The following is a 25,268-nucleotide window of genomic DNA, read 5'->3' on the forward strand; positions in this document are numbered from 1 at the left end:
CCGGCCTTATTGCGCGTCCGGCGGTGTCTTCCCATTCTTGTTGCGATTGACGATTCGAGCGGGGATATCGTGCTGCTGGCATAGTGACAGCAAACCACTGGCATCGATCAACGTCAGGCGCTTGCCGTTGGCGAACCTCTCACTCTCCGGCCCATACCCGGAGGTCGTGATCATGATTCCTTTGAGCGCGCCTTCGCTTTCAACGGTCCCCCATAGTTCGCGGACGTGGTTCGGCTTCACCGTGTGCGTGTACAGCTTGGCTTGAATGATCAGTCTGCCGCCCTTGAGCGGATCCGTGTCGTATGCCACGCAATCGACACCACGGTCCCCGCTGGCTCGGAACAGTTTCGTGTCGTATCCCATTCTCGCGAAGAGATTCTGGATGAATGCTTCGAACTCCGTCGGCGTGAGATCGAGCAGATTGGGGCGCTTGTCGAGTTCGGAGATGACGTCGACCGGATCGATGATCCGGGGATCGGCCATGTCGAAGGTCATTACCGGCTTCACCGCCACCAGTTCGTCGGGATGCTCCGACACATCGGCGAAGAAGTGTTTCCGCACGCAGGCAACGGGATTGAACTTCGGCTCATCGAGAATCAGGCGCGCGAACTGATCGCGAGTGGCGCGCATCGAGATCAGTGGGGCGTCGATCCGCTGCCCGGTCTCCGGGGACACCGCACGCACGACTCCGTTGAATACGACCGTGCTGATCAGCTCTTCGGATGAGGCAGCGAACACCTCTCGAACCGTGCGCAAGGCAATTTGGGCGATGACGCTTTGATACAGCTTGCGAATCTCCTTCACCGGTCGCACCGTGGGCTCGATTGCCTTGCGGGACTTGATATGCCGGTACGCCTTCTGTTCGGGCACCGCCTCGATCGGGGGCAAATACCACTGCACCACCAATCGGGTCGACTCCGGCACATACCCGGCTTGCCGTTGATTCGGGAAGCTGCTCGGGTAGCCGGATCTGCGCAACACCTCCTCCATGTACTCACTGACCGCCAACCGATCCCCCTCCCGGACCCGTGCGAGCCAGCCGTCTATCTGGGCGTTCGCCTCAGCCGCCAGACACTCTGCCTGCTCGACCGCATCTTGGTGCTCTTGGTGTTTCCGCGCGATGTGCTGTTCCCGTGCCGCCTCTGCCCGGAGGTAGTCCTCTTCTGCCTGAGCGAATTGCTGCTGGGCCAGCCGCAGCTCCTCCTCGTACCGCTTCTTGCCGCCGAACATTCGCGCCACACCAGCCGGTTCCGCCGGTGGATTCCACGCTGGCGCAGGGTTCGGGAAGGCGAGAGCACCGAGATCGAGCGGAGGAACCTCCGCCCGCCTGTAGAACGAGCTGACTTCGATGCGCGGATCCCGACCGAGCGAAGACCGCAACAAATTCTCCAGTTCCGCGACCCGCTCCTCGATCTCGTCGGTCGCGAATGCCGCCTGCCGGTCCCGCTGCTCAGCAGCGGCCTGTGCCTGCTGGCGTTCCCACGCCTTGCGTTCACGATCCGATCCGTAACCGCCGTACGGGTCGTAGGGAGAACCGTATGCCATCACCAACCACCTTCAGATGTGTCTCGTCCACCCGACGAACCGTCACCGATGCGGGTCTGCCCGTAGACATGCTTCTCAAGTGCCCGGATCCGCTCGGCGTGGGACGGATGCGTGGCGAACAGGCTCGCGCGCAGTCCACGGCGCCGCCGGGCATCGTCGTCCCCGGCCCGTAGCCAGCCGTATAGAACTTGGATAAGGAGCGGGCCGTAACCGAGGTCGGCAGCCATACGATCTGCATATCCCTCCCCGCATCGGCTGACCCAGGCCAGCAGGAACGGGATCGCCCACACCAGCACCAACGCGGGGTGGATGGAATACATGAACCATGTGATCGCGCCTAGACCCAGCCAGGGAAACAGCCGCACCAACGGTCCCATGATGCAGCCCGCTGCTTCACCACCGGCTCGCCCAGCGATGACTCCACCGGCCGCGCCCAGAGTCAAACCTGCGACGACGGCGAACAGAAACCGGGTTGTCGCGAACAATGCCCGCGCCGCCATGCGCCCGGGCAAGGCGTACCAGTACGTCAGCAATGCTGCCCAGGAATGACCGCCGAGGTGGTGTCCCAGCTCATGTGCCAGCACCGCCGAAAGGTGCTGTGGTGGAAGACGATCGAGAGCGGCACGAGTTACCGCCACGATATGTCCGGATGTAGCGAACGCGTTCAACTCGCCGGAGTCCTGCACCCACAATCGATACCGATCCGGCGGGACACCTGCCGCCCACGACACCGGACCCCACGCCTGATCGAGCCGCTGCTGCTCAGCCAGTGTCGGACGACGCAAACGGAATATCACGCGCGCGATGATGAACTCCGCCGGACCAGCGAACACCGCAGCCCCGGACAACACGAACGCCCCGATCGCTGCCCACACCACGACAACATTGCCCGACGCTGCGAGCTCCGCGACCAGACCTATCACCACGAGGCTGCACACGAACCACGGGAGTCCCAGGAGCAGCTGGAACGCTGTCGTCATATGTATACCGCGGCGGGGTCTCGCAGCACTGGATGGCCGCCACGATTGAGGTCCCGGCTGGTAAGCGCCCGGTTCCGGCTGATCGTATCGTCCTTGCCCCGCAGTCATCACGCCCCCAGTTTGATGAACCCGCTACAACGGTTGAGCGTAGCCCGAGTTCGATGTGTTGGTATGCCCGGATCGATCGAGCCGAGCTCGACATCCAGCTGCGTCTCGAACAGGTCGGTCACAACAACCCACCGATGCTGGAGCCGGGGGCCAGAACCTTGTCGAGAGCAGCTCGAATGCGCGGAATCTCCTCACTCCCGGTGGTGGGTAGGCGCAGGAGCGGGATGCGGTACTTTGTGCACACATTGTTCTTCAACGCATCTCGTGCCAGCTGCGCAGGGTCGTTTTCATGGTGTTCGAACCCGTCGACCTCGATCGCGCATACCCATCGCTTGGTAACTCGGTTGAACACGACGAAATCAAACCTTGCTCGGTTGTTCACGTACCGCGCCTCGACCGCTGTCAGCTTGCTGATGTCGGGCAGCAGATTCCGCACCAGCACCTCGGTCCTGATGGCCAGACCGAGGTAATTCTGTTCCTGCAGAAGACCTTCCAGAACAGTCGCGATTATGTCTTCGGACAAAAATCGTGAGCGACGGCGAATGCGAGCCATGAGCGGTCTGAGACGCGCAGAGTAGTCGTGGTAGAGCAAGTCGAACACCGAGACGATCGAGCTGTCAAAAACCCCACTACCTGGGTTCCGGTATCCGATGTAACCGATGAGGTCGCGAAGGTTTCGGCTGCGGGGCAACATGTCGTGGTTGGTCACGAGCACGAACCGCTTCTTTGCCCGTGAGACAGCGACATTGACCATATGAGGGTCATCGAGGAACCCGAGCCCGTATTTGTCATCGTGATTCGGCGGCGTTTCGTCGAGGACGGTCGTCATGACGATCACATCCTTTTCCCTGCCTTGGAACCGGTGGATCGTGTCGGCTTCGATGGCGTCGACGAGCGCGTCCGTGACCTTGCTGACTTGCTTGCGATAGGGAGTGGTGACGCCGATGTCCGTCGGAGCGAAGCCGACGCAATACTGCGGAAGGATTTCGCGTTCGATCACATCGATTTCTCGTTGGTTGGAGCGACTTCCGGCAGCGTGGCGGCGCATGTGATTGCCCGGAACGGTGCGCGCAACGACCATCGATTGCCAGCCCGGCGTGCTGGTGGTGAAGGCGATCAGTTCGTCGTCGTAGAACTTCTTGTTGCAGAATCCCATGATGTCGGGATCGCACCGATAGTGCTCGCGCAGCATGGTGCGCGGTAACGCCTGCCCGTACAACTCGATCAGCGAGGACAAGATGCTGTGACGGTGGAAGTCGTACACCGGGTGCGGCGCCGACGGACAATCGGTTTGCTCCAGCCCAGGAATGTGGGCCAGTTGCTTGAGATCTCCCACCACGACGACGTTCTTGCAACACGCCAGCACGTTCGCGGCTTCGAGCAGGTTCACCTGCGAGGCTTCATCAATGATGAGGTAGTCGAGCATTCGGCCGGTACCGATACTGCGTTGCAGGGAATGACATGTGCTGAGAATTACCGGGTAGTCGCGACTGAACCTCCGCCACTGGTCCAGGTAGTTGTGGCTGTAGGCTCTCGGCGAGTGTTCGGTGTAGCGGTGACGCAGGCGGTCGGTGAGCCACTGCAACGACCGCTCACGGTGCTGGTCGGTCAGCTGCTCGAACTTCGCCGAGCCGAGGGAGCCTTCGAGCCTGGCGATCTCGTCGTCGAGCTCGGCGATCTTCTTGTCGAAATAGAGCCGCTGTAGCCGCAGGACTACTTCGACGTCGGCGGCATCGACCGCGCGCATCGAGCGGTACTTGATCCAATGAGTGATCCGGTCGAGCAGCTCGGGTAACGCACCGGCGCGTGCCATCTCCGGATCGGTATCGGCGATGTAGTCCAGCAGCTTGTCCGCGCCCCATCGCAGCACCGGAAGCAACTCCGGAGCCGGCAGGGATTGACGATCGAAGTAGTTCATGAAGTGTTCGCGCTCGAGAACGTAGCCGTGGCGTTCGGATCGCCGCTGCGCGAGCTGCCCCTGAGTGGCTTGCAGGCTTCGCAGCCGACGATCAAGTGCGGCAAGCTCTTTGATGGAGGCGGTGGAGGACCCAGCCGTAGCGAGCAGCCGCGCGACGAGACTATTCCTGCTCGCTTGTGACTGCGCGCTGAGGAACTGCCGCCTCTTCTCCGATCGCCCCAGATTGGCCACGACATACCCGATCCCGACACCATCGAGCTTCTCACGCACGTTGTCGACCGCGGCATTGTTGGAGGATACGACCGCAACGGTCTTGGACTCGTCGAGCAGAATGTTGGCGATCAGGTTGAGGATGGTCTGCGTCTTGCCGGTACCGGGCGGCCCGTCGACCGCCGATATTGGGAATCGCAGCGCGTTGTCGATCGCGTCGCGTTGACTGAGATTGGTGTGGAACGGGTAGATGCGAGGCACTGGTGTGTCCTTGCGCTGCTCCATGCGCCCGCCGATGAGGAAGCGGTGCAGCACGCTGTCAGCATGCACGAAGGTGAGCTGTTCGAGTCCTTGCCGCAGTAAGCGGCCCTCCGCGGGAAGCAGCCCTGCCAGCGTGCGCCAATACCCGAGTACCGCAGCCGATTTAGGATCGGCAGCACCATTGCGAACCATCTCGACCTGGTTGGTCCGGCACGCACGCCACGTCCCGTCATGGGAGAAGATGTGCCACCAGCCACCGTCGGGGGTGTTGAAATGGTAAGCGCCACCGGCGCTGTCGCAGAACTCGCCATCGATGAGGATCTCGGTCTGCGGGTCCAGCGGCAACTGCCGCGGGCTGCCCGCAATATAGACCCGATCACTGCCGTAGTGATAGGTGGTATTGCGCCCGTAGGTGATATGAACCAGACGGCCATCGATGCGGTAGTCCACTATTTCGGCGGTCTTGTTCTCTACTATGCCCCCGTTACGTTCGCGGACGATGACAGCGACTCGACGCGCATCGATCATCGCTCATGCCACCAGGGTCAGCGCGATCAGCAGGACCAGGATCACCAGCACCCACAACACCAGACCCCAACGCACCGATATCCCCCCGCGTCGTGGATTATCGGCCGGTTGCGCCCACGGGTCGGAAACATGCGAATATGCGGGCAGTGGCGGAGGCAAAGTAGGAGGGGAAGAAGGAACCACCGGGCGAGACGGGGCTGAGGGGGTATGTCGAGAGGCCGCCGACCGGGACGGCTGGTTGGACGGCGGCGACACCGAAGATGCCGGTCGCGCGGACCACGATGCCGGGATGTGCGGTCGCGAGATTGGTGCCCCCGGTCTGAGCGCAGTCGACGCGGCAGCCGGCGGCGGACTCTTCCGCGGTGGAGTCGGCGGAGGTTGTGATGTCGGCGCCGCGGAGTAGTTCTTGTACATTTCGCTGAGCCGTGCCTCGCGGCGCGCTTGTGCCGCCGAGCGATCAACAGGCGGTACAACGGCTTCCGCTGTTACCGGCGCGGATGGAGGAGCCGAGGGTGGTGTAGCCGCGGTCTCTGATGCCCGGGTAGATCTGGGTGGCATCGGTGGGACTCGAGGTGGCGGGGTTGTCAGCGCGGCGATCTGTTGGTCGGTGAGATTGCGCAGCAGGCCGACGCGCACAAGTTCGATCTGGGGAACATGGACGCCCTTGTTCACGTAGATCACGACGGTCCCGGTGATCGCGACCTGCCAGCCGCGCAGTTTCCTCAGAAGGCGTTTCCCGTGCTGACTGAGACTTCCGAACTCGGCGTAGAGCCGACGAGCGACGTCGTCGTAGGCGACGATGGTGAAATCACCCTGGGTGTAGTCACCCAGGTTAATCAACGCCACGTCACGGCCCTGGCGTCCCTTGTTGACGATAGCGAATTGGACTGTCCCGTACACGGTGACGGTTTCGCCCTCACGTTTCAGCAATTTCTCGCGTTCACCGCCAGCGACTATCTCACCGACAGCCAGTGCGAACCCACCTGCCGTCGGTGCGGTCACCGCAGCACCAGCCAAGACTGCTTCGACGTAGCTGTAGTCGGTTCGACAGGCGCGCCGCAGCCGAGAGGCATCCTCGGCGACCCCAGGGATGCGGGCAAGCGCCGCGAACACCGGTGAGTTTTCTGGATCGACGAAGTCTCGCGCGGTGAATATCAGGTTCTCGCCGGTACCACCGAAGTCGTCCCACAATGATGGCTGGTGCCGCAATGCGTGCAGCGAAACGTCGATGACCGCTGCCGCGAAAGTATCCATGCCGCTGTCGAAACGACCACCACGACCTGGGTGCTGATAGTTGCGGTGGCCTTGTTCGATGGCCTGCAACGATGTACCCGCGAACGCATCGAGATACATGCCGTCGTAGTCGATAAATTTGATCGAAAGATCCTTACCGACAAGGATATTCCCGTGCTGGAGATCGCCGTGCGCGGCACCGGCGGCACGCAGTGCGACAACAGCGTCCGCGATCGCCATCCGCACAGTCTCGATGGCGGCCGGATCCTGTTCGGACTCGATCCAGTCCTCAACCCACACACCCAGCATTTCACCGACCGCCCACCGCATCCAAACCATCGGAAAACCGGTGCCGTTCACGATGATCCCGTCGTCTTGGTAGACCGCGTCGATCAGGAACGCCAACTTCGGATGACTGGCCACGAACCGATGAATGTGCTCGTAGCGCTCGCGCAATCGACGGTCGTCATGCCCTTGCTTGTGGAAGCAGCGCACCGCGAAACGTTGCCCACCAACACTTTTGACGGTGAATGTCGCAGCGAACCCACCCGAAGCAACCGACGGCATCCCCTGCGCGTTGAGCTCAGTAGTACCGGCCCGAAGCAGGTCGACATTTCTGAAAGCAGTACGTGGATCCTGCAACGCGAGTTGGTAATTCAGCAGGCTCGGCAATCTCATAGTTGCACCATGCAGATCGTGGTGTCATCGTTGTCCATACCAGCGCGACGCGCGTCCGCCACCCACGCTCGGAACTCGTTGTCGTTGCCGGGGATCGCGGCCACGTCGATAGTCGCACCACTGCAATGCTGTTCCAGCAGATACTTGGCAAGCCCGTCGGACGCGAGCACGACCTGATCACCGCACACGTAGCCGTCCTCGTGCTCCCAGAGCGTCGCCCGATGAGAGTGATCCCCGGCCTGCGTGGTAATCAGCGGTGGAGTGCGACCGAATCGGCGCGGATGATTCAACGGACCCGCCGTGATCACCCGCCCGCGACGTATATGCAGCAGGCAAGCGTCACCTACAGCGAAAGCACAATACCGTTGCTCGGCAAAGTTAATATCCATTCCGACGAAGGTTGCGGCACCGCCGTGCTGCAGCTTCGCCAGCGCATACCAGGGAAGATCATCGCTGTGCACTTGCTGCCACCAGTCCGACCTGAGACTCTCCAGAACGATCGGTTCGAGAATATCCGCGCCCTCAAGCACATAGGCGCACACCAGAATTTCTGCCCACACATCAGCGCGCGCGGACGTCGACGCGCCGTCGGCAAGTGCGAAACGCGAACCGGTTCCCCCGACCGCGCGATCGTCGTTCTCGTCGGGGTCGCGCCCTTCTTTATGATGAGTCGCCAGCCGCGCTACCGGAGCCCTGGTCACCGTATCCCCTGTATCCGAGGGGCTTTCCGCACACTCGATCACAGCGTCGGCTGGTCGCCACCATTGTGAGTGCTGTCATCGCCATCATGATCGCCATCGACTGAAGTTGCATCGCCGCCGTCGCCGGAGACCTCATCATTGTCAGTCGGGGTAATGAGATCCTTGAGGCCGGTCGGGGTGACCGCGCGCGTACCGATATCGAGAAAGTCGATCACCATCGTGACATCCGCGTTGTACAGGAACCCACGTGATCCGACACGTACCGGATACCCAAGTGCCGCAGACGCTTCCAGCATCGACGGCGGCAAGATACTCGATGCCTCGAATAGCCCTTGCGCATTCGGGTCGCTCAAACCCTCCGCAGTGTCCGCGAAGGTCACCGCCTGCCCACCGAGGGCCGACAAATGTAGGTTGAACACCAGCGCCGCGCCGTCGTCGGTGGACAACTTGCGGATCCGATCAGCGGCGTCCCGAGGGTCCCCGTCGGTGCTTGCACCATCGGTCACATTGATTACGATCGGCGGGAAACTCGATGGATGGCCCACACACCAGGATGCGATCACCGGCTCGACGTAGCTCAAGGCCGACACCATCGGAGTAGCACCATCCGCCAGTGGATCCACCCAGACAGGGATCTGCTGCTTCACCGACACGACTCCACCGGCACCATCCGGCACTCGCCGCGTCACTGTGTCGACACGGCGAGGATTCTCGGCAAGTTCCTTGACCGGCAACACCCGCCGCTCGGCATCGGCACCGTGCAGGATCGGCCCGATCTTCGCACCGTATCCCACAACCCCGACCTCGAAATAGTTGTAGATCCTCTCGCCGCCACGACTGCACAACAACACCGCATTGCCCAGCAGGTTGTTCACGGCCAGCGCCAACACGTCAGCCTTCGTACCCTGCCCCTGCCCGGCAGGCTCGGACATCGAAAACGACTGATCTACCAGCAACATCAATAGTGCTGGCTGTTTACGGTTGATCTCCGCCGAATACATGACTCTCCATCCTCTGATAACAGATCACCGACACCGCCGGCAGAGCAACCGCTCAGACCACCACACGGCACCTTCATGCAGCGCGCCGCAACGGCGGTTCGCTACATGCACGGAACGACGCAGTATTTCCCCTCCCTCGTTCCGGCCAGCCTCGATGTGAGGCTGCGCCAGGTTCAGTGCGCAGCAAGATCAAACCTCAGGCGGACACCCCTATCACCAGAAGCCGAAAGATATTGCCGCCCTCATGATTCCATCGCGATGTTAATCGATCACGTATGACATCCGATGCCGATTCCGCGACCTTCCGTGCCAGGTTGGCAACCTCGCCATCAGCTACCCCGCAATCTCGCCGGACCGCTCCGCCGACGACTCTTACACTGACACCGACGAGAGCGAGACAGCGGCCGCGGCAGTGGAGAAGGCAGCGGCCTACGCGAGCAAGCCCGTCAAGAGCGTGCCCGGGTCGACGAGCTCAACATCCGACGTGAGGCCGCGGCCGAACGCCGCGACAACCGCACAGGTCAAATTCCTGACCCGCCGCACCCCGGCGAACCTGGCCGCGGCCTTCGTGGCCGAATCCCTCGCCCACGAACTCGACACTGGAGTCCTGCGGAAGGTGCTGCATCGGATCGGCGTCGGCGGCACCTCCGACGTTCTGGTCAAGGTCATCAAAGCCGCCACGCCGGCACGGGCGTGGGTGATCGTGACTGCCATGATCATCGCCACACGAAACCGGTCTCGACAGATCCCTATGGCGCACCAACTCCTTAGCCACACAACGCAATCTGCACTTCCTTGCCGAAGCCGCCGCACTTGACTTCCCCCTCACCGACGTCGAACAAGCCGCCGCCGGAGACATCGACTACCACGACATCGATATCGATATCGCCGCCTGAACCCACGCCGGATCGGTGAGCCCGGAGGTGCCGAGAGACCCTCGCCCCGCAGACAGCGGCGAGGCCGACGGTGTGCCGATTCCTGTTCCCGTCAACACCATTCGACTCGGGTCGGAACTGCACAAACAACGGAGACCTTTGACGGTAGGACCCAAGGCCTTCGTGCGGAAATCACCGTCATCGGAATCTGATTGCCGCATCCGGGCTGGGATTCACGCCGACTCCCATGGGTTCACGAATTCCGAAGGGTCGTTCGCGCGGAATCGAACGGCGAACTGCCTTCGACAGCCCCACTGGCCCAATGGGTTCGAGAAGCCGGCAGGCATTCCTCAAATCCCCTGCTGCCGTGAGCATCCGGGAACACCACTGTCCACTACTATCGTTTGGAGGATCATCATGGCTGGAGACACGGTCATTACTGTCATCGGTTTCACTGCCGCAGCCGAGTTGAGGTTCACGCCCGCGGGCGTCGCTGTCGCGAACTTCGCGGTCGCCTCGACCGCACTACCAACGAGTGGACCGACGGCGACCCGTTGTTCATGCCCTGCAGCATCTGGCGCGAGGCCGCGGAGAACGTGGCCTAGTCGTCATTGCCCCGCGGTGTACGGGTGATCATGTCCGGACGACTCAAACAGCGCACCTACCAAACCCGCGAAGGCGACAAGCGCACCGTCTTCGAGCTCGATGCCGACGAGGTCGCATCGTTATACGCCACGGCCACTACGACGCCCGCGACACCTTCGAACACGCCCTCACCGAACTCGCCACCACCGACGACCTCGACCGCCTCACGCGACTCGCCGACACCTTCACCCACGAGCCATACGTGATCGCGCGCCTCCCCTGCGCTCACTGTGGCGACGTTCCAACCCCAGCCTGCGGGCGTGGCTCGACCTGTTTGTCACCGTACCGATCCCGGCTTGTACCGGCCCGCTGAGAACCAGCCCCGATGGATCACGACCGTCCCGCTTACCGCCATCGACTCGAACCTCCGGAGGCTGCTCGCCACCGACGACACACCTGTGGTGAACCGCAAACCCTCGACCGCTACGTAGATCGCGGCCAAACGCGCGAGGCGGCGGAACGAACACATCGAGGCGATCACCACCAAACGTCGTCCCGTGCACGAGGACCGAGTCGTCACCGACTACATCCGCACCCGCTTCCTGCGCGACACCGACCGGCCCCGAACCCTCAGCCTGGGATCGGCACTACGTGCGCCAAGTCGGCGAACAGGTCCGCACCGAACGCGACCGCGCCGGTGCACGCACCCGCGACGACTTCGACACCGACACGATCGCCCGCACCCGAACCGGCCTCGACATCCGCGACGACAACCGACCCGCCTTCCTACCCCAACGGCGACGGCCTCGACTACGACCACACCACCCTCCCGCCACTGCAAGGCTGGGTGTGTGTCCACTGCTTCGGCGAACGCGCCTGCAACGACCATTTCCGCACCGACACCACCGGCCAACGCCTCAGCGACGACGGACTCTGCCAACACTGCCGGGACCACAACCGCACCGGAATCCCTGCCCTCCCGGCAGGTTTCACCCTCGCCGAGGAGGTCGCCGCCAACTGCCAACACCTCGCCGACCACTACCCGCCGCCGTACCCGCGCACGACTTGCAGCAACGCTCCACCCGGGTCGTGAGGGGCTGGTCGTGGCCTTCCGCGACCGAGCCGCGCAACCGTCGGCATCGAGCACGCCGATCACGACCTTGACTCCGGTGCAGTTACGGACCGGACGTTGCTGCTCCTGCTATACCCCCGGCCGCGACATCGACATCGACATCGACGACCTGTGCGGCGAATGCCCGCGACCTCTACCGCACCGCCGCCTGACCTAATTTCCTCTCCACACCTGCCCGCCCACAACTGGTCTGACATCCCCCGGCCCGCCGCAGCATCGCGCTCCGGCGGCGGACCGGTCACCAACCACCAAACCCCATTCCCTCCCCCTTGGAGGTACATGCCGTGACCAACCCCTGGCTCGACTTCCTCTCCGACCACGATGGGTCGATCTGGGTCCTGTGCTGGTTCGCCATCCTCGTGTATTGGGGGCGCCCCCTGACCGAATCTCGCTGCCGCTGCCAGTGTTCCACCACCACCACCGAGCGCGGTACGAAGTAGGCCAGAACCGCTCGCGCACAACGGCTCCCCGCCGCCCATCGGCGGCTCTCGATACCCCGGTCCGTCGCGGTGCCCACTCCCGTGACGGACCGGCCACCACCAGCCTCACCGAGCCACCAACCCACCCACATCCTCACGCCCACAACTACACTCACCTCCATCCGCACACCGCCACGCAACTCCACTCACCCCTGCTCAACCTCCTCGCTTCCACCCTCACCACCCCACTCCCCTTCATTTCCACAAGCACACCTCTTGCATCCGAGGCACTAAGCGGGACTATCGACGGAAATGAGACAAGTTCGAGGTCACGCAGGTGGACTATCGGACGTGTCGGGACTACCGCGATCCTGTCGACCTGGACGAGTTTGACGAGCAAGCAGCTGTCGCTACGGTGATGCGACATTGTCGCTTTTCCGTTGACGGCTGGAGTGGTTTCTTGACGAAGGTCCCTGGATCGGCAGGGCTGGTCCTGGTCGAGGGAGTGCGGCATCTCGATGAAGCCGCCGCGGTTTTCGAGGGCATGCTCCTCGGCTGGGAGAACCAGCAGAGGTCTCGAATGTTGGCGGTGACGACGATCGAACCGCGGATCGCGCTGATCAAGCGGTTCCGGAATTTCGCGGAAACCTATCCCTGGGAGTGGACGGCCTCCGATGTCGAGGACTTCACGGTCTCGCTGACCTCCGACAGCGGTGGCCGGCTGGCACCGTCGACGATTCGGGGCTACCACTTGGTGCTTCGCATGTTTTGCGACTATCTGACCGATCAGCGCTACGAGTGGGTGCGTCAATGCCGAGATCGGTTCGGGCAGATCCCATCTCAGATCTGCCATGAGTGGAACACCACCGCGCACCTGCTCAACTACGAAGGCCGGCCCGAGCGGCGGCCGTTGTCCTACGACGAGTTACAGCGGTTGTTCGACTACCTCGACCAACGGGTCGAGGTCATCGCCAACTCCGGTCGCAAAGGCGCGTTCGCGGCGCTGCGCGACGCGCAGATGATCAAGACCGCCTACGCCTACGGTCTGTTCTCCGGGGCTCCAGCCGCGTGCACTTCCGCGATTCTCTGAATTTGTGCAGTTCAGAGGCTGATGCGAGGAATGCTAGCGGTCGCAACAGCCGTGGTGCAAGCGGGCTCGCGGCGTGTCATCGCGTTCGGGTTGTTGTGTTGAGCCGGGCCATGAGTTCGCAGTTGGTGGCGCGGGCTGCGGCGATGTCGTGGTCACGTTCCTCGAGTTGCTGCTGCAGGTCGAGGTTGTGTTGTTCGAGCTGGTTGATCCGCTGGTGGAGGGCGTCGATGTCGGTGGGTGCGCCGAGCCCGGACTCGCGCCACGTCTGTTCGCCGAGTGCTTCGGACAGCCGTTTCTCGAGGTGCTGGACCCGGGCGTTGAGCCGTGCAGCGCGTTCGTGGGCAGCGAGAAGGTCGGCTTGCAGCGAGGCACGGGTTACCGCCGGTCCGGTCCCGGACGTGGTGGCTGGATCTGCTTGCAGCGCATGGATTTTCTCCAGCAGGTCACGGTGCCGGTAGAGGAAAGTTCGGTCGACTCCGGCGGCGCGAGCGATGGCGGCCGTGCTGGGCTGCTCGCCGTCGGCCGCGGCTCGGTCGAGTATCGCGATGACGCGTTGGCGGCGGCGCATCGAGTCGTTGCGGCGGCCGTCGAGCATCGGGCCGGAGCTCGTGGTGTGTTGCGCGCGGGCAGATTTCGTTGAACTCATGCGCTGGCCTCCGTGGTGGGAGTGGTGAGAGTCGGCATGCCGAGCGGGACGCTGTGGGCAGCGCGGTGACGGCGCACGACGGCGACCGCCTCGTCGATGTGGGCGCGCTCGTCCTCGTCGAGGTCGGCGATGTCGCTTTTGATCCGGTTGATCAGCCGCCGGATGCGGGTGATTTCTTCCTGGGTTGGTGTGGCGTCGACGCGGGCCCAGTCGTCGACTCCGTCGACGGCGGCCGACAGGCGTTCCCGGGTGCGCAGCAGGTCGTCGAGGTGTGCTTGCAGGTCGGGCAGGTAGGCGATGTTGGTGCGGAAGTGATCACAGCCCGCGCAGCGGAACCGGACCGGGCAGGCTCCTCCGCCGGCTGTGACGTTGGTAGGTTCGGTGCAGGTGCCGTAGGGGACGGCGACCTCGCCGACGGCGTGACGGACGCGTTCGGATTCCAGCAGCATCCGCGCGTCACGCCAGATCCGGTTGCCGTGCCGATCGAAACTGAGCGCGGTGACGGTGTCGACCGCGGCGCGGCGCCGGTCTTCCCCAATGCGGTAGTAGCGGCGGGTCACGGAGAAGCTGCGGTGATCGAGCAGCTCGGCCAGGACATCGATCGGAACCCCGGCGTCAGCATGTCTTTGGGCGTAGGTGTGGCGATATCCGTAGGGCACGACCCGGGACTTGTCGAAGTCGACGCCGTCGCGGGTGCGCAATGTCGGCAGCGTGGCCAGCCAGTCGCGGTGACGCGCTTGCAGGGTTGTTTTGCTGATCGCCTTGCGCCCGTCGGGATTCCGATACCGGGTGGGCAACAGCTTCAGCTGCGCCGAGGGTGCGTCGGGGAATCGTTCCCGGACCCGTTGCTGCTGGGCGATGACGACGTCGGCGGTGGCCTTGCTGATCGGCAACCGTCGGCCGAGCCGGTTGGCTTTGATGTTGTCGTAGACCAGCACTGGGCCGCCGTCCTTGTCGTAGTCGAGGCAGTTCAGCGTGAGGTTCAGGATGTCTTCGGGACGGCGGCCGGTGTCGATGCCGATCTGGGTGGCGACCCGGACCTCGGCAGGCCGGAGGGTGTCGAGGTTGGCACACAGCACTGTCATGATCTCTGGCGGCAGGCAGCGTCCGGGTTCGCCGCGTTCGGGATCGGCAGGGATGTCGACGTGTTCGACGGCGAAGTCGCCAGGCAGTCCGGCCGCGTGCTGACCGGGCCGGGTCAGGCCCAGGGATCGGATTCCGGCGAGCACCTGACGCACGTCGCGGCAGATCATGTTGCGTTGATAGCGGCCGATTCGTCCGGTGGCTTCCAGGTGGCCGAGCCGGTTGAGGAACCCTTCCAGATCGGGGCGTCCGAGAGCGGCGGGATCCAGACCATGGTCGGGCCGGCGAGCGAGGTGTTCGGACAGCCGCCCCATGTTATTGATCTTGCCGCGAACCCGCGATGCGCCACTGCCTCGATGGTGCGGCAGTTGCTCGGCCGCCCACCGCTTCGCTGCGTTGGACAACCATGGCTGGGTGATCATGGTGAACGACAGCCTCCCCGGGTGACCGAAGATGGCCAGATCCCAAGTGTCCTTTGCTTGTTCGATGCCGGGGTCGGTGAGCATCCGGCGCACGTCGCGGGTGAACGACGTCATGATCGACCTCGGCCGCCGGTCGGGGGCAAGTTTCGGATCGCAGTCGTGGATGGTGGCGACCTGGTGGCGGCGCAGGGTGTCGCAGACTGCCCGAATCGCGACATCGGTGAGCCGCAACCCGTCACGCAGGCGTGCCTGCATGCCGATCAGCACCTCCACGACCACCAGCTCGGGCAGTGCCCGCAGGTTCACCTGCCCTGGTTCAGCCACTCCCGATTCCGTTGTCCGCCAGGATCGTTCGTCGATATTCGGATCATCGCGACGGGCTACCGACCGCCGCTGAAAGTGCGTGCCGCAGTAACCGACCGCCCCGTCAGCGGCGCGGGTGCACGCCGAAACCAAGCAATCCGGCGACAGCGGGTGGGGACGAACACGCGGATGCCGCGCGAACTCTGCGACGCTCACACGAATGCGCCTGGCGCGGAAGTTTGCTGCGTGAGGTTCGCACAACTGGGCACCCGGAACGATCGGCAGGCGTCGACATTTGGGGACCGCGCAGCGCGGCGCCGGCAGCGGCGCGGCAGGAAGCGCATCGCTGGCGGTGATCTCGGCCATGGTCATGCCCATGCGGGACAGCCTGGTGAAACACCGGTGGCAGATGTCTGGGTAATCGTCGTGGGCGGTCCCGATGCACTGGTGGACCCGGCATACCTTCCGGCCGAGAAGCCGATGTTCGGCAGGCAGGAACAGAATCCGGGCGACCGGATCCCACCCGGCCTCGGCCAGCAGCTCCTTATCCAGTGCTCGTGCCAGCACCGCAGCCGGGCCGGCGAGACCGACACCGGCGAGCACATGCGGGAACTCGATCGCCTCCAGGCCGTTCCATTCGACCGCGCGGTCTACGACGGCGGCTGTCATCGGTTCACCGCGCCGAGCTCGCGGGGACTGGGCACGGAGTCGACGGCCGCGCGCAGCCTGGAGGAGTCCGGATGAATATAGACCTGGGAGGACGTGATCGACGCGTGTCCCATAAGGTCGGCGACCACGTCGATGCCGGCTCCGGCGTCGACGGCGTTGCTGCCGAAGGCATGCCGCAGTTGATGCGGCCGGACCGGGGCGTCGAGCCCGGCCCGCCGCGACGCGGCGGCCATCAACTCCGCGACAGCGTCCGGGCGCATCGGCGCGCCGATGGTTCCGCGGAACATGTTGACGAACACGAAATCACTGCTGGCAGCAGAAGGGATGCGCATGCGCTCGAACTCGTAGGTATCGAAGGCTTGCACCACAAGGAAATCCAGCGGCACCACCCGCTGACGGCGGGACTTTGCCACGGCGCCATTTGGGTTGTCCTCGCGGCGCACCACATGCAGATGCGCACGCTCAACCTCGCAACCCAGCCGCCGCGAGTCCACCAGCAGATGCACGTCGCTGCGGCGCAGCCCGCACAATTCCCCACGCCGCAGCCCGGCGCGAGCCAAAAGCAGCACGATCAGCCGGTCCCGCGCGGACCTGCACGCGCGCAGCAGCGCGACGATCTGGGTGTCACTGGCTCGTTCGACCATCGTCTCCGGCTCGGGCAGCCGATGCCGCACTCGCATCCGCCACGCCATCCGCCCGTCCTCGCCGCGAGCCTCGGCCGGCAGGTCGCGATCGTCGGCTACCTCGTACAGCATCGCCACCAGTCCCGGTTCACCGTGACCGGCCGCGATCGCGTGGACGACCATGCCCCGCACTGCGGTCAGCACACCGTTGATCCGCGATGGGCATCGCAGTGCCGCACCCGGACCCGCGACCACCGTCGCGGCATCAGCCGACGCAGGGGCATGCGCCAGCCACGTCATGAACAGGGCGAACTGCTCGACCCCGGCCTGCCAGGTCCGGCCCGACCGGGCGCACCAGCGCATGAACAACGTGATCGAGTGCGCATACGCCTTCGTCGTGGATTCGGCCGCGTCGCGGCCGAACCGCAGATGCCGCAAATACTCGTCGGCGACGCCGACGATCCGCAACTCCTCGTCCAGCACCGTCCAATACCGCTGCCCGGACGGCAAACTCACCGGAAATGCCCGCATAGATGCTCGCTTTCTGGTCGGCAACCCGATACGACTACCAGCCACGAGCACCACACCCACGGAGAATCGCCGAAGCACCGGCGGGACTACCCCGGTTGGGCAACGTCCTGCAACAGGTCAGGAAACCCTGGAGAGGGATTGCGCCGCAACGAACTCTGCCGCTTGGACGTGGTCGACCTGCGACCGAACCCGCACATGCCCGAGTGGGGCACCTACGGGTCGCTGCACGTGCGCTACGGCAAGGCGACAAGAGGCAGCGCACCGCGGCGACGCACCGTGGTGACGGTGCCGGAGTTCGACTGGGTCGTAGCCGGGATGCGCCAGTGGGTCGAGCAGGCCCGCCCCATCCTCAACCCCGGTGACCATCAGGCCCTTTGGGTCACCGAACGCCTCACCCGCATCGATGGCGCGTTCTTCGAGAAGCGGTTCTCCCGGATCCGCACCGGCGCCGGGTTGTCCCCGGAATTGACGTTGCACTGCCTGCGACACTCCTACGTGACCCACTTGATCGAGTTCGGCTATCCGGAGCGATTCGTCCAGGAACAGGTCGGACACCTCTACGCGTCCACCACCGCGATCTACGCTTCGGTCAGCAACGACTTCAAGAAACAGACCCTGCGAACAGCGCTGAGCAGGGTCTACCCACACGCGCCTCGACCGAGGGAACCGAAGGAGAGTTCGTGAGCACGCGACGGGTCGTCATGCGCTGGCATCTGCGGCAGGTCATGGCGACCCGCGGAATCTTCCAAACCAGCGATCTGGTGCCTCTGCTGGCCGAGCGCGGGGTCCGCCTGACCCGTCAATACGTCCACAAGATGGTCACGACCCCGCCGCAACGGATCAACACCGACCTGCTCGCGGCTCTCTGCGACATCCTCAACTGCCAACCCAACGACCTGCTCGAGCCTATCGTTCTACCTGCCGAACAGGCCGACACCGGAACCGATGGCCGCAGCGAGGAAGGCCTGGGCATCGGGGAGCTACGTCCGATCCGGGCCACTGTCCGACGGCCACACGACCCCGCCGAGTGAGGGACCGGATTCCTCTGCCGCGCACTACCTGTTCACGCTGCGGTCAGGCCTGCAACCGCACCCGCGAAGTCCTCGGCGAACCCATCTGCGATGCCTGCCATCTGCGAGTTCGCCGAGACGTCAGAGCCTGTCCCGGCTGCGCGGAACCGAAAGTACTGGCCTTCCACGACGCACAACATCGACCGGCATGCGCGGCATGCACAGACAACGAACCGATCTTCGCCTGCCCGCAATGCGGTCGGGAGGACAACCCCTACGGTCGCCTCTGCGCCCGCTGCACACTGGCCCGACGCGCCACCGAACTCCTCTCCGATCACCGCGGCAGGGTCCATCCGCGTCTTCGGCCGGTCTTCGACGCCTGGATGGCCGGTCGACGTCCGCAATCCACTTTGACCTGGCTCATCAAACGATCCAGCTGCCCCGAGATCCTGCAAGCGATGGCGCTGGGAGACCTGCCCATCGCCCACACCACCTTCGAAGACCTCCCCAGCACCCGGAACATCAACTACATCCGAGACTTGCTCACCGCCACCGGCGTTCTCGAACCCTACGAACCACTGGTCGCACGAACCACCCACTGGCTCGGCAGCCTCCTGCCAGAACTTCCCAAACACCACGCCGACCTGGTCGAACGCTTCGCCCGCTGGCATATCCTGCGACGTCTGCGACTGCTTGAAGCACGCGGCAAGATCACCAGAGGCGCCGTCCAGAACGCTCGCGCCGATTTCCTCGCCGCTCTACGCCTTCTCATCTGGCTCGACCAGCACCACCGCGCACTCGCCGACACGACCCAGGCCGATCTCGACCGCTACCTGGCCCAGCACCCCAGCCGCAGCACCACTCTGACCCGGTTTATCGACTGGACCAACCACACCCAGCTCACCAACGACCTGTTGATTCCCGTCCCGCAGCGGCCTGATTTACAGGTCGAACTCGGCGACGAACAACGCTGGCAGCACGTCGAAACACTGCTGCACGACACCACGATCCGGCTCTACACCCGCGTCGCCGGTCTGTTCATGCTCCTGTTCGCCCAGCCACTCTCACGCATCGCCCGAATGCACCACGACCAGGCCGTCCTCCACCCCGACGGCACCGTCACCATCACCTTCGACACCATTCCCATCGAAATGCCCGAACCTCTCGACCAACTCATCCGTGAGCACCTGACCACCGGCACGCCCGCCTCCTACGCCAACGACGGCCGCTGGCTCTTCCCTGGCCGCCTCCCAGGAAAACACCTGGTCACAGAGAACATTCGCGGCCACCTCGTCGCGCGAGGCATCCGGCCCGGCCACGCCCGCAAAGCCGCCCTGTTCCACCTCGCAGCCGCCATGCCCACCCCAGTCCTGGCCGAGCTACTCGGACTTTCCCCAACCACCGCGGCCAGATGGGCCGCGCTCTCCGCTCAAACCTGGGCACACTACACAGCCATGCGCGCCGATAGTCTCGGGTTGCGATAGTCCCGCTCCACCAACACTTTCCGGACTGTCAGCGCAAATGCGACAAGCTGGCGGTCTCCCAGGTGGACGATCCGGCGTGGTTTCGGTGACACGCTTGCGGCCGACCCGGGGATCGTTGATACGACAAGTTTCGTCGTAGGCGGTAAGACCACACGGTCTGATCGTGCTGCCTAGTTAGCCTCCACCGTTGCGATTCGGTAACGACCAGGGGTTTTGCTTGATTTGACGAAAAAATAGTCAAATCCAACCCCTGGCGTTAATGGCCGGTCGGGTGCTTGATGGATATATGACCGCGACGATTCATAAAGTCGTGGCAGGCAATGGGTATCAATATTATCTGCGCAATGTCGCCGCGAATGATGTGTCGGCTCGTGGCCGTTCCAGCCTGGCCGATTATTACTCCGCTCATGGGGAAGCTTCGGGCCGCTGGCACGGCACGGGCCTGGCCGCGTTGGGCCTGCAACCGGGTGAGGAGGTCACGGAAGAACAGATGAAATCCCTTCGGACTGGGGCGTCACCCGAACGCCGACGCGATCGAAAACGCTACCTATGACGAGCAGATACGTCTCGGTGCCAAGCAGAAGGATGCGGCGCAAGCCGCCGATCGTGCGTCGCGTTTAGGAAACACTTTTCGGGTTTATGCGGAGGTTTCCGAATTCCGTAAACGGTGCGCGGAGGCTTTCACGCGACACAATATAGAGCACGGATTCGACCCTCATGACGCCATTAGCGATGACGAACGTGCACGGATTCGTACCCGTGTCGCGTTCGATATGTTCTGCGAACAGTATGATCGCGCGCCCCTGAATGAGCGGGAATTGTCGGGGTGGGTGGCGAGAAACTCGCGCCCGAACACGGTCGCGGTCGCGGGTTTCGACATCACTTTCTCCCCGGTGAAGTCGGTGTCGGCGTTGTGGGCGCTCGCGCCACAGGCTGTTGCGGAGAAGGTCGAGCTCGCGCATCAGCGTGCGGTGCGCGACGCACTCGGCTGGCTCGAACAGCATGCGATCTTCACCAGACTCGGCCGCAACGGTGTGCGCCAAGTCGATGTGCAGGGCATCGTGGCCGCGTGTTTCACCCACCGCGACAGCCGGGCCGGGGACCCAGACCTGCACACCCACGTCCTGATCGCCAACCGGGTCCGCACCCACGACGGCAAATGGCGCACTCACGATGGGACCGCGGTCTACAAGGCGGTGGTCACCGTCTCCGAGATCTACAACACCCGCCTGGAACACCACCTCGAAGACCTGGTGGGTGTCGAGTTCGCCGAACGCCCCACATCTGATCCGTCCAAGCGTCCGATCCGCGAAATCGTCGGCATCCCAACCCAGTTGATCCACGCCTGGTCACGCCGCGAAGCCGCGATCAAAGAGCGTGTCGGGGAGCTCGCCGCACGGTTCCAACACCGGTTCGACCGCGAACCGACCCCCACCGAAATGTATGCCCTGGCCCAACAGGCAACCCTCGAAACCCGACCGCCCAAACACCATTTGCGGTCACTGGCCGAGCAGCGCAGCACCTGGCGCTCACAGGCGATGGCACTGCTCGGCGGCCGCGAAGCACTCTCGGAGATGATCGCCACGGCCTTGAATCCCATACGGCCCCAACGTGTTGCGGTGACCGCCGGGTGGATCAACCACACTGCGCAGCGGGTCATCGAGGTGGTTTCCGAGCACCGCTCCACCTGGCAAGCCACCAACCTGCGTGCAGAAATCGAACGCCAACTCCGCGGACACATACGCAGCCAGGACTGGCAACAGGCCACCGAAGCAGTCCTCGCCGAAACACTCTCCCCCGAGCATGTGATCGCACGCGGTGACCCCGATCTGACCGACGAACCCGAACTGCGCACCGTGCCAGAGCTGTTGCGTCGCCGCGACGACACCAGCGTCTACACCACCTCCGGCGCACAGATCTACACCTCGGCACGGATGCTGTCGGTCGAACAGCAACTGATCGAGATGTCGCTGCAGCCCGGCGCACGCCAACTCCCACCGGATCTCGTGACCGCGGCCGTGGGCCGCTACAACACCCGGAATCCCGAATGCCCGCTCAATGCCGGGCAGATCAGCGTGATCCGAGGGTTCGCCACCTCACCTCTGCGGGTACGCACCACCAACGCGCCGGCGGGAACGGGCAAGACCACCGCGATGGCTGTGCTCACCGACGCCTGGCACACCAGCGGCGGCCGGGTCCTCGGGTTGGCGCCGACCGCGTCCGCGGCCGCCGAGTTGGGCAAAGCGATCGGCGCACGGGTGGAGACCGTCGACAAGGTCCTCGACGTCCTGGACCGCCACACCCCGCGCCCGGACAACCCTGCGCTGGACCGGGATATACCGCCGTCGCTGCCGCAATGGATCCTCGACATCGACCCCGACACGCTGGTGATCGTCGACGAGCACGTCAAGATCGGCAACCTCAAACGCCTACGCCTACTGCGATTCCTGCATGACCGCAGCGCCACGATCCGCTGCATCGGCGACCCACACCAGCTCGCATCAATCGAAGCCGGCGGCGCCGACACCGACATGGACACGGCCGCACCCGAAGCGACCATGACCCTCACCCACGTCGTACGGTTCGCCTCCAACGCCGAAGCCACCGCGAGTCTGCAACTACGCGAGGGAGACCCGGCAGCGCTGGGCTGGTATCTGGACAACGGCCGCATCCACGCCGGACACGAAGGCGCCACCCACGACGACGCCTACACCGCGTGGATCACCGACCACCTCGCCGGTCACAACACCATCATGTTGGCCGCCACCCACGACATCGTCACCGAACTCAACGCGCGCGCTCGCGCCGACCGCATCACCCGCAACGGCGGCGTGGTCGGCGCGGAAACTGCTCTGGCCGACGGTCTTCGCGCCTCGGTCGGGGACACGATCCGCACCCGCCGCAACAACCGACGACTACGACTCGGTGCCAACGATTGGGTCCGCAACGGCTATCCCTGGACCGTCACCGCCGTCCACCGCGATGGAAGTCTGACCGCCACACATCTGCGTTCGGACAACGAACTCAGTCACAGCGTGCGGCTTCCCGCTGATTACGTGGCCGCACATGTGCGTCTCGGGTATGCGACAACGATCGATTCCGCGCAAGGAATCACCGCCGATTCGTGCCATGTCGCGCTCACCGGAGGCGAATCCCTGCAACAGCTTTACGTCGCACTCACCCGCGGAATCCACGCCAACCATGTCTACGTACCGACCGCATTGGACGGCAATGATGGCTCGTTTTGGACTGAACCGGCGATGTTTCCGCGCACCGCTGTCGAGGTATTGCTGCGCATTTTCGGGCGCGACGGCGCACAAAAATCGGCGCACACCATGCTGCGCGACGCCCTGGATCCGCACCAGAGGATCGGACGCGCACTCGACATCTACCTCGACGCGATCGGTGTCGCCGCCGAAAACGCCCTCGGTATCGATGCACTCGAACGCGTCGACGCCCTCGCCGAAGCGGTGCGCCCGAACCTGACCGACAGCCCCGCCTACCCTGTGCTGCGTCAGCACTTGGCGATGATCGCGCTGTCCGGGCGTGACCCGATCACCGCGTTACACACCGCCGCGAACGCGCGCGAACTCGACACCGCCGATGATGTTGCCGCCGTGCTGGACTGGCGTCTGGATCCCTCCGGCGCGCACTCCACCACCGACGCGCCCCTTCCATGGGCTTACGGGATCCCCCGAGGGCTACGCACCGAACTCGACTCCACCCAACTCGCTGCCCGCGCGCGCATCGTCGCCGACCTGGCCGCCCAAATCCGTGATGACGTTCAGACCTGGACGCCGGCGTCCGCGCCGCACTGGGCACGCCCACTCATCGGATCAGATCCACTACTGCTCGAAGACCTCGCCGTGTGGCGGGCCTCCCTGCACATCCACGACCGCGATCCGCGCCCCACCGGACCGGCCCGCTACACCATGGGCGAACGCGAACACCAACAACTGCTCGACGCCCGCGTCACCGACGCCCTCGGGGATATCCACCTGCCCGCCAACAAGTGGGCTCCGCTGATCACACGCCTCGAATCCCGCATTCTCACCGATCCGTGGTGGCCGATCCTCGCCGACAAGATCGAGGTCGCCGACCGATCCGGAATCGACATCGAAGCCCGGTTGACCCACGCTGCGGCACTACGAGCGTTGCCCGATGACATGCCCGCCGCGGCCCTGTGGTCACGACTCGAGCTCGAACTCGTCGCCGCCGAGGGCACCGACACCGACAACCTCACCCCCGATTGGACCAACGAACTGCATCAGATCATCGGCGCCGACACCGCACACCGCGTCATCGACGACCCGGCCTGGCCGCGCCTGGTCGCGGCGATCGACCGCGCCACCGGCACCGACTGGACACCGCACGAACTCCTCACCACCGCACACGAACTCATCCTCGCCGCTCAACCCGACGGCATCGCGAACCGACGCCCCGACCAGTACGCCAGTGCCTTGGCCAGGCGCATCGACGCGCTCCTGCACGAACCCACCCACCCCTCCCCAGAGCCCACCATGCAGCCACCCGAGGACCACCCCGAACCCGAACCACACAACCACTCGCACAGCGACAGCGCCGCACAACCGACACCACCCCCCGATATTCCCCTCGATGTGGCCGACCCTGTGCAGATGCTCACCGACAACCAACTCGCCCAAGCCATCACCGACATCAGCCAGCGCATCGACCTCGCCGAGACCGAAGCCATCATCTACGGACCCGCACCAGGCACCGCATCCGCGGACACGACAGCAGTCGACACCACCACCTGGCTGCAAGACGAATTGGCCTACCTCAACGACGAACACCAACGCCGCGCCCAACTCACACCCGAACAAGCCGACGCCGAAGACACCTTCCGGACCCGCCACCAGAATGACAACGCCGCCGAAGATCCCCCGGAATACGAGCTCGACCCGGTCATCGATCCGACGTTCGGCTACAACGATCTCGGCCTATAGAACGGTTCACCTACGACATCGAATTCCGTTCGGCTATCAGCGAATTCCTGCAGCCATCCGTCGGCCAGCAGCACGGTCCTCGGCCCCAGCAGCGTTCGTATTCGCATTCGGCGAATAACGCGTGTAGAGCTGGCCAGCTCTCCGGTAGATGCGCCTCGGCTCAACTCTCGCCTCACATCATGTTGGTGCTGGCGCAGCAGAGCGAAGCGCCCCTTCCAACCGGATCAACACAACTCAGTACACCGCGCTGACAGTGCCCGGTGACC

General features: G+C 64.1%; 17 protein-coding genes and 1 pseudogene. 8 read left to right on the top strand and 10 right to left on the bottom strand.

Annotated elements, in window-relative coordinates; translation table 11 throughout:
• Positions 1–6: 6 nt before the first annotated feature.
• From ACQP1G_RS35185 to ACQP1G_RS35215, 7 genes are all read right to left on the bottom strand, one after another.
• Positions 7–1,545, bottom strand: coding sequence for a restriction endonuclease (locus ACQP1G_RS35185; protein ID WP_433193990.1), 1,539 nt, complete (start codon positions 1,543–1,545; stop codon positions 7–9).
• Entirely contained in the window at positions 1,545–2,525 is a 981-nt protein-coding gene (locus ACQP1G_RS35190) for a M48 family metalloprotease (RefSeq protein WP_433193991.1), read from the bottom strand. The genes ACQP1G_RS35185 and ACQP1G_RS35190 overlap by 1 nt, the downstream gene beginning before the upstream one ends.
• A 226-nt stretch (positions 2,526–2,751) precedes the next feature.
• On the bottom strand, positions 2,752–5,550 hold the full coding sequence (locus ACQP1G_RS35195) for an AAA domain-containing protein (protein ID WP_433193992.1): 2,799 nt from the start codon (positions 5,548–5,550) through the stop codon (positions 2,752–2,754).
• Positions 5,551–5,553: 3 nt separating this feature from the next.
• Positions 5,554–7,461 (bottom strand): hypothetical protein, encoded by a 1,908-nt coding sequence (locus ACQP1G_RS35200; RefSeq protein ID WP_433193993.1) that lies wholly within the window; start codon positions 7,459–7,461, stop codon positions 5,554–5,556.
• Positions 7,458–8,162: a hypothetical protein gene (locus tag ACQP1G_RS35205; RefSeq protein ID WP_433193994.1), complete on the bottom strand. Its 705-nt coding sequence runs from the start codon at positions 8,160–8,162 to the stop codon at positions 7,458–7,460. The genes ACQP1G_RS35200 and ACQP1G_RS35205 overlap by 4 nt, the downstream gene beginning before the upstream one ends.
• Before the next feature lie 38 nt (positions 8,163–8,200).
• Complete coding sequence (locus ACQP1G_RS35210) at positions 8,201–9,163, bottom strand: vWA domain-containing protein (RefSeq protein WP_433193995.1); 963 nt, start codon at positions 9,161–9,163, stop codon at positions 8,201–8,203.
• 767 nt (positions 9,164–9,930) lie between these two features.
• Positions 9,931–10,065, bottom strand: a complete 135-nt coding sequence (locus ACQP1G_RS35215; protein ID WP_433193996.1) for a hypothetical protein — start codon at positions 10,063–10,065, stop codon at positions 9,931–9,933.
• A gap of 390 nt (positions 10,066–10,455) precedes the next feature.
• Between ACQP1G_RS35215 and ssb the strand changes: the two are divergent.
• The 3 genes and pseudogenes from ssb (at position 10,456) to ACQP1G_RS35230 (ending at position 13,264) form a co-directional block, all read left to right on the top strand.
• Positions 10,456–10,889 (top strand): annotated as a pseudogene (ssb, locus tag ACQP1G_RS35220) (single-stranded DNA-binding protein).
• Between the two features lie 431 nt (positions 10,890–11,320).
• Entirely contained in the window at positions 11,321–11,716 is a 396-nt protein-coding gene (locus ACQP1G_RS35225; RefSeq protein ID WP_433193997.1) for a hypothetical protein, read from the top strand.
• A 918-nt stretch (positions 11,717–12,634) separates the two neighbouring features.
• Positions 12,635–13,264 carry a hypothetical protein gene (locus ACQP1G_RS35230; protein WP_433193998.1) on the top strand — a complete coding sequence of 210 codons (630 nt, stop codon included), beginning with the start codon at positions 12,635–12,637 and terminating at the stop codon, positions 13,262–13,264.
• 76 nt (positions 13,265–13,340) lie between these two features.
• Here ACQP1G_RS35230 and ACQP1G_RS35235 read toward each other — a convergent pair whose 3' ends face one another.
• Genes ACQP1G_RS35235 through ACQP1G_RS35245 form a run of 3 tightly spaced genes read right to left on the bottom strand, consistent with a single transcriptional unit; the run spans position 13,341 to position 17,541 of the window.
• A complete protein-coding gene (locus tag ACQP1G_RS35235) occupies positions 13,341–13,910 on the bottom strand; it encodes a hypothetical protein (RefSeq protein ID WP_433192222.1) in 570 nt (189 codons plus the stop codon).
• Entirely contained in the window at positions 13,907–16,387 is a 2,481-nt protein-coding gene (locus ACQP1G_RS35240) for a tyrosine-type recombinase/integrase (RefSeq protein WP_433192223.1), read from the bottom strand. Before ACQP1G_RS35240 ends, ACQP1G_RS35235 begins: the two co-directional genes overlap by 4 nt.
• Complete coding sequence (locus tag ACQP1G_RS35245; protein ID WP_433192224.1) at positions 16,384–17,541, bottom strand: tyrosine-type recombinase/integrase; 1,158 nt, start codon at positions 17,539–17,541, stop codon at positions 16,384–16,386. Before ACQP1G_RS35245 ends, ACQP1G_RS35240 begins: the two co-directional genes overlap by 4 nt.
• 138 nt (positions 17,542–17,679) lie before the next feature.
• On the opposite strand from ACQP1G_RS35245, the gene ACQP1G_RS35250 reads away from it, so the two are divergent.
• The 5 genes from ACQP1G_RS35250 to mobF all read left to right on the top strand — a co-directional run bounded on the left by ACQP1G_RS35250 (position 17,680) and on the right by mobF (position 25,002).
• Entirely contained in the window at positions 17,680–18,225 is a 546-nt protein-coding gene (locus tag ACQP1G_RS35250; protein ID WP_433193999.1) for a tyrosine-type recombinase/integrase, read from the top strand.
• Positions 18,222–18,572: a helix-turn-helix domain-containing protein gene (locus tag ACQP1G_RS35255; RefSeq protein ID WP_433194000.1), complete on the top strand. Its 351-nt coding sequence runs from the start codon at positions 18,222–18,224 to the stop codon at positions 18,570–18,572. Before ACQP1G_RS35250 ends, ACQP1G_RS35255 begins: the two co-directional genes overlap by 4 nt.
• Before the next feature lie 437 nt (positions 18,573–19,009).
• Entirely contained in the window at positions 19,010–20,035 is a 1,026-nt protein-coding gene (locus tag ACQP1G_RS35260) for a hypothetical protein (protein ID WP_433194001.1), read from the top strand.
• A 286-nt stretch (positions 20,036–20,321) separates the two neighbouring features.
• Positions 20,322–20,588, top strand: coding sequence for a relaxase domain-containing protein (locus ACQP1G_RS35265; RefSeq protein ID WP_433194002.1), 267 nt, complete (start codon positions 20,322–20,324; stop codon positions 20,586–20,588).
• Between the two features lie 277 nt (positions 20,589–20,865).
• Positions 20,866–25,002 carry a MobF family relaxase gene (gene mobF, locus ACQP1G_RS35270; protein WP_433194003.1) on the top strand — a complete coding sequence of 1,379 codons (4,137 nt, stop codon included), beginning with the start codon at positions 20,866–20,868 and terminating at the stop codon, positions 25,000–25,002.
• The last annotated feature ends 266 nt before the right edge of the window (positions 25,003–25,268 follow it).

Source organism: Nocardia sp. CA-107356, from assembly GCF_050946365.1.
Classification (GTDB): domain Bacteria; phylum Actinomycetota; class Actinomycetes; order Mycobacteriales; family Mycobacteriaceae; genus Nocardia.

What these genes read in the sequence shown, in the direction of transcription:
- ACQP1G_RS35265 (WP_433194002.1), top strand. Translation starts at nt 20,322, where the DNA reads ATGACCGCGACGATTCATAAAGTCGTGGCAGGCAATGGGTATCAATAT.
- ACQP1G_RS35195 (WP_433193992.1), bottom strand. Translation starts at nt 5,550, where the DNA reads ATGATCGATGCGCGTCGAGTCGCTGTCATCGTCCGCGAACGTAACGGG.
- ACQP1G_RS35200 (WP_433193993.1), bottom strand. Translation starts at nt 7,461, where the DNA reads ATGAGATTGCCGAGCCTGCTGAATTACCAACTCGCGTTGCAGGATCCA.
- ACQP1G_RS35190 (WP_433193991.1), bottom strand. Translation starts at nt 2,525, where the DNA reads ATGACGACAGCGTTCCAGCTGCTCCTGGGACTCCCGTGGTTCGTGTGC.
- ACQP1G_RS35235 (WP_433192222.1), bottom strand. Translation starts at nt 13,910, where the DNA reads ATGAGTTCAACGAAATCTGCCCGCGCGCAACACACCACGAGCTCCGGC.
- ACQP1G_RS35210 (WP_433193995.1), bottom strand. Translation starts at nt 9,163, where the DNA reads ATGTATTCGGCGGAGATCAACCGTAAACAGCCAGCACTATTGATGTTG.
- ACQP1G_RS35240 (WP_433192223.1), bottom strand. Translation starts at nt 16,387, where the DNA reads ATGACAGCCGCCGTCGTAGACCGCGCGGTCGAATGGAACGGCCTGGAG.
- ACQP1G_RS35185 (WP_433193990.1), bottom strand. Translation starts at nt 1,545, where the DNA reads ATGGCATACGGTTCTCCCTACGACCCGTACGGCGGTTACGGATCGGAT.
- ACQP1G_RS35260 (WP_433194001.1), top strand. Translation starts at nt 19,010, where the DNA reads ATGGCGCTGGGAGACCTGCCCATCGCCCACACCACCTTCGAAGACCTC.
- ACQP1G_RS35245 (WP_433192224.1), bottom strand. Translation starts at nt 17,541, where the DNA reads ATGCGGGCATTTCCGGTGAGTTTGCCGTCCGGGCAGCGGTATTGGACG.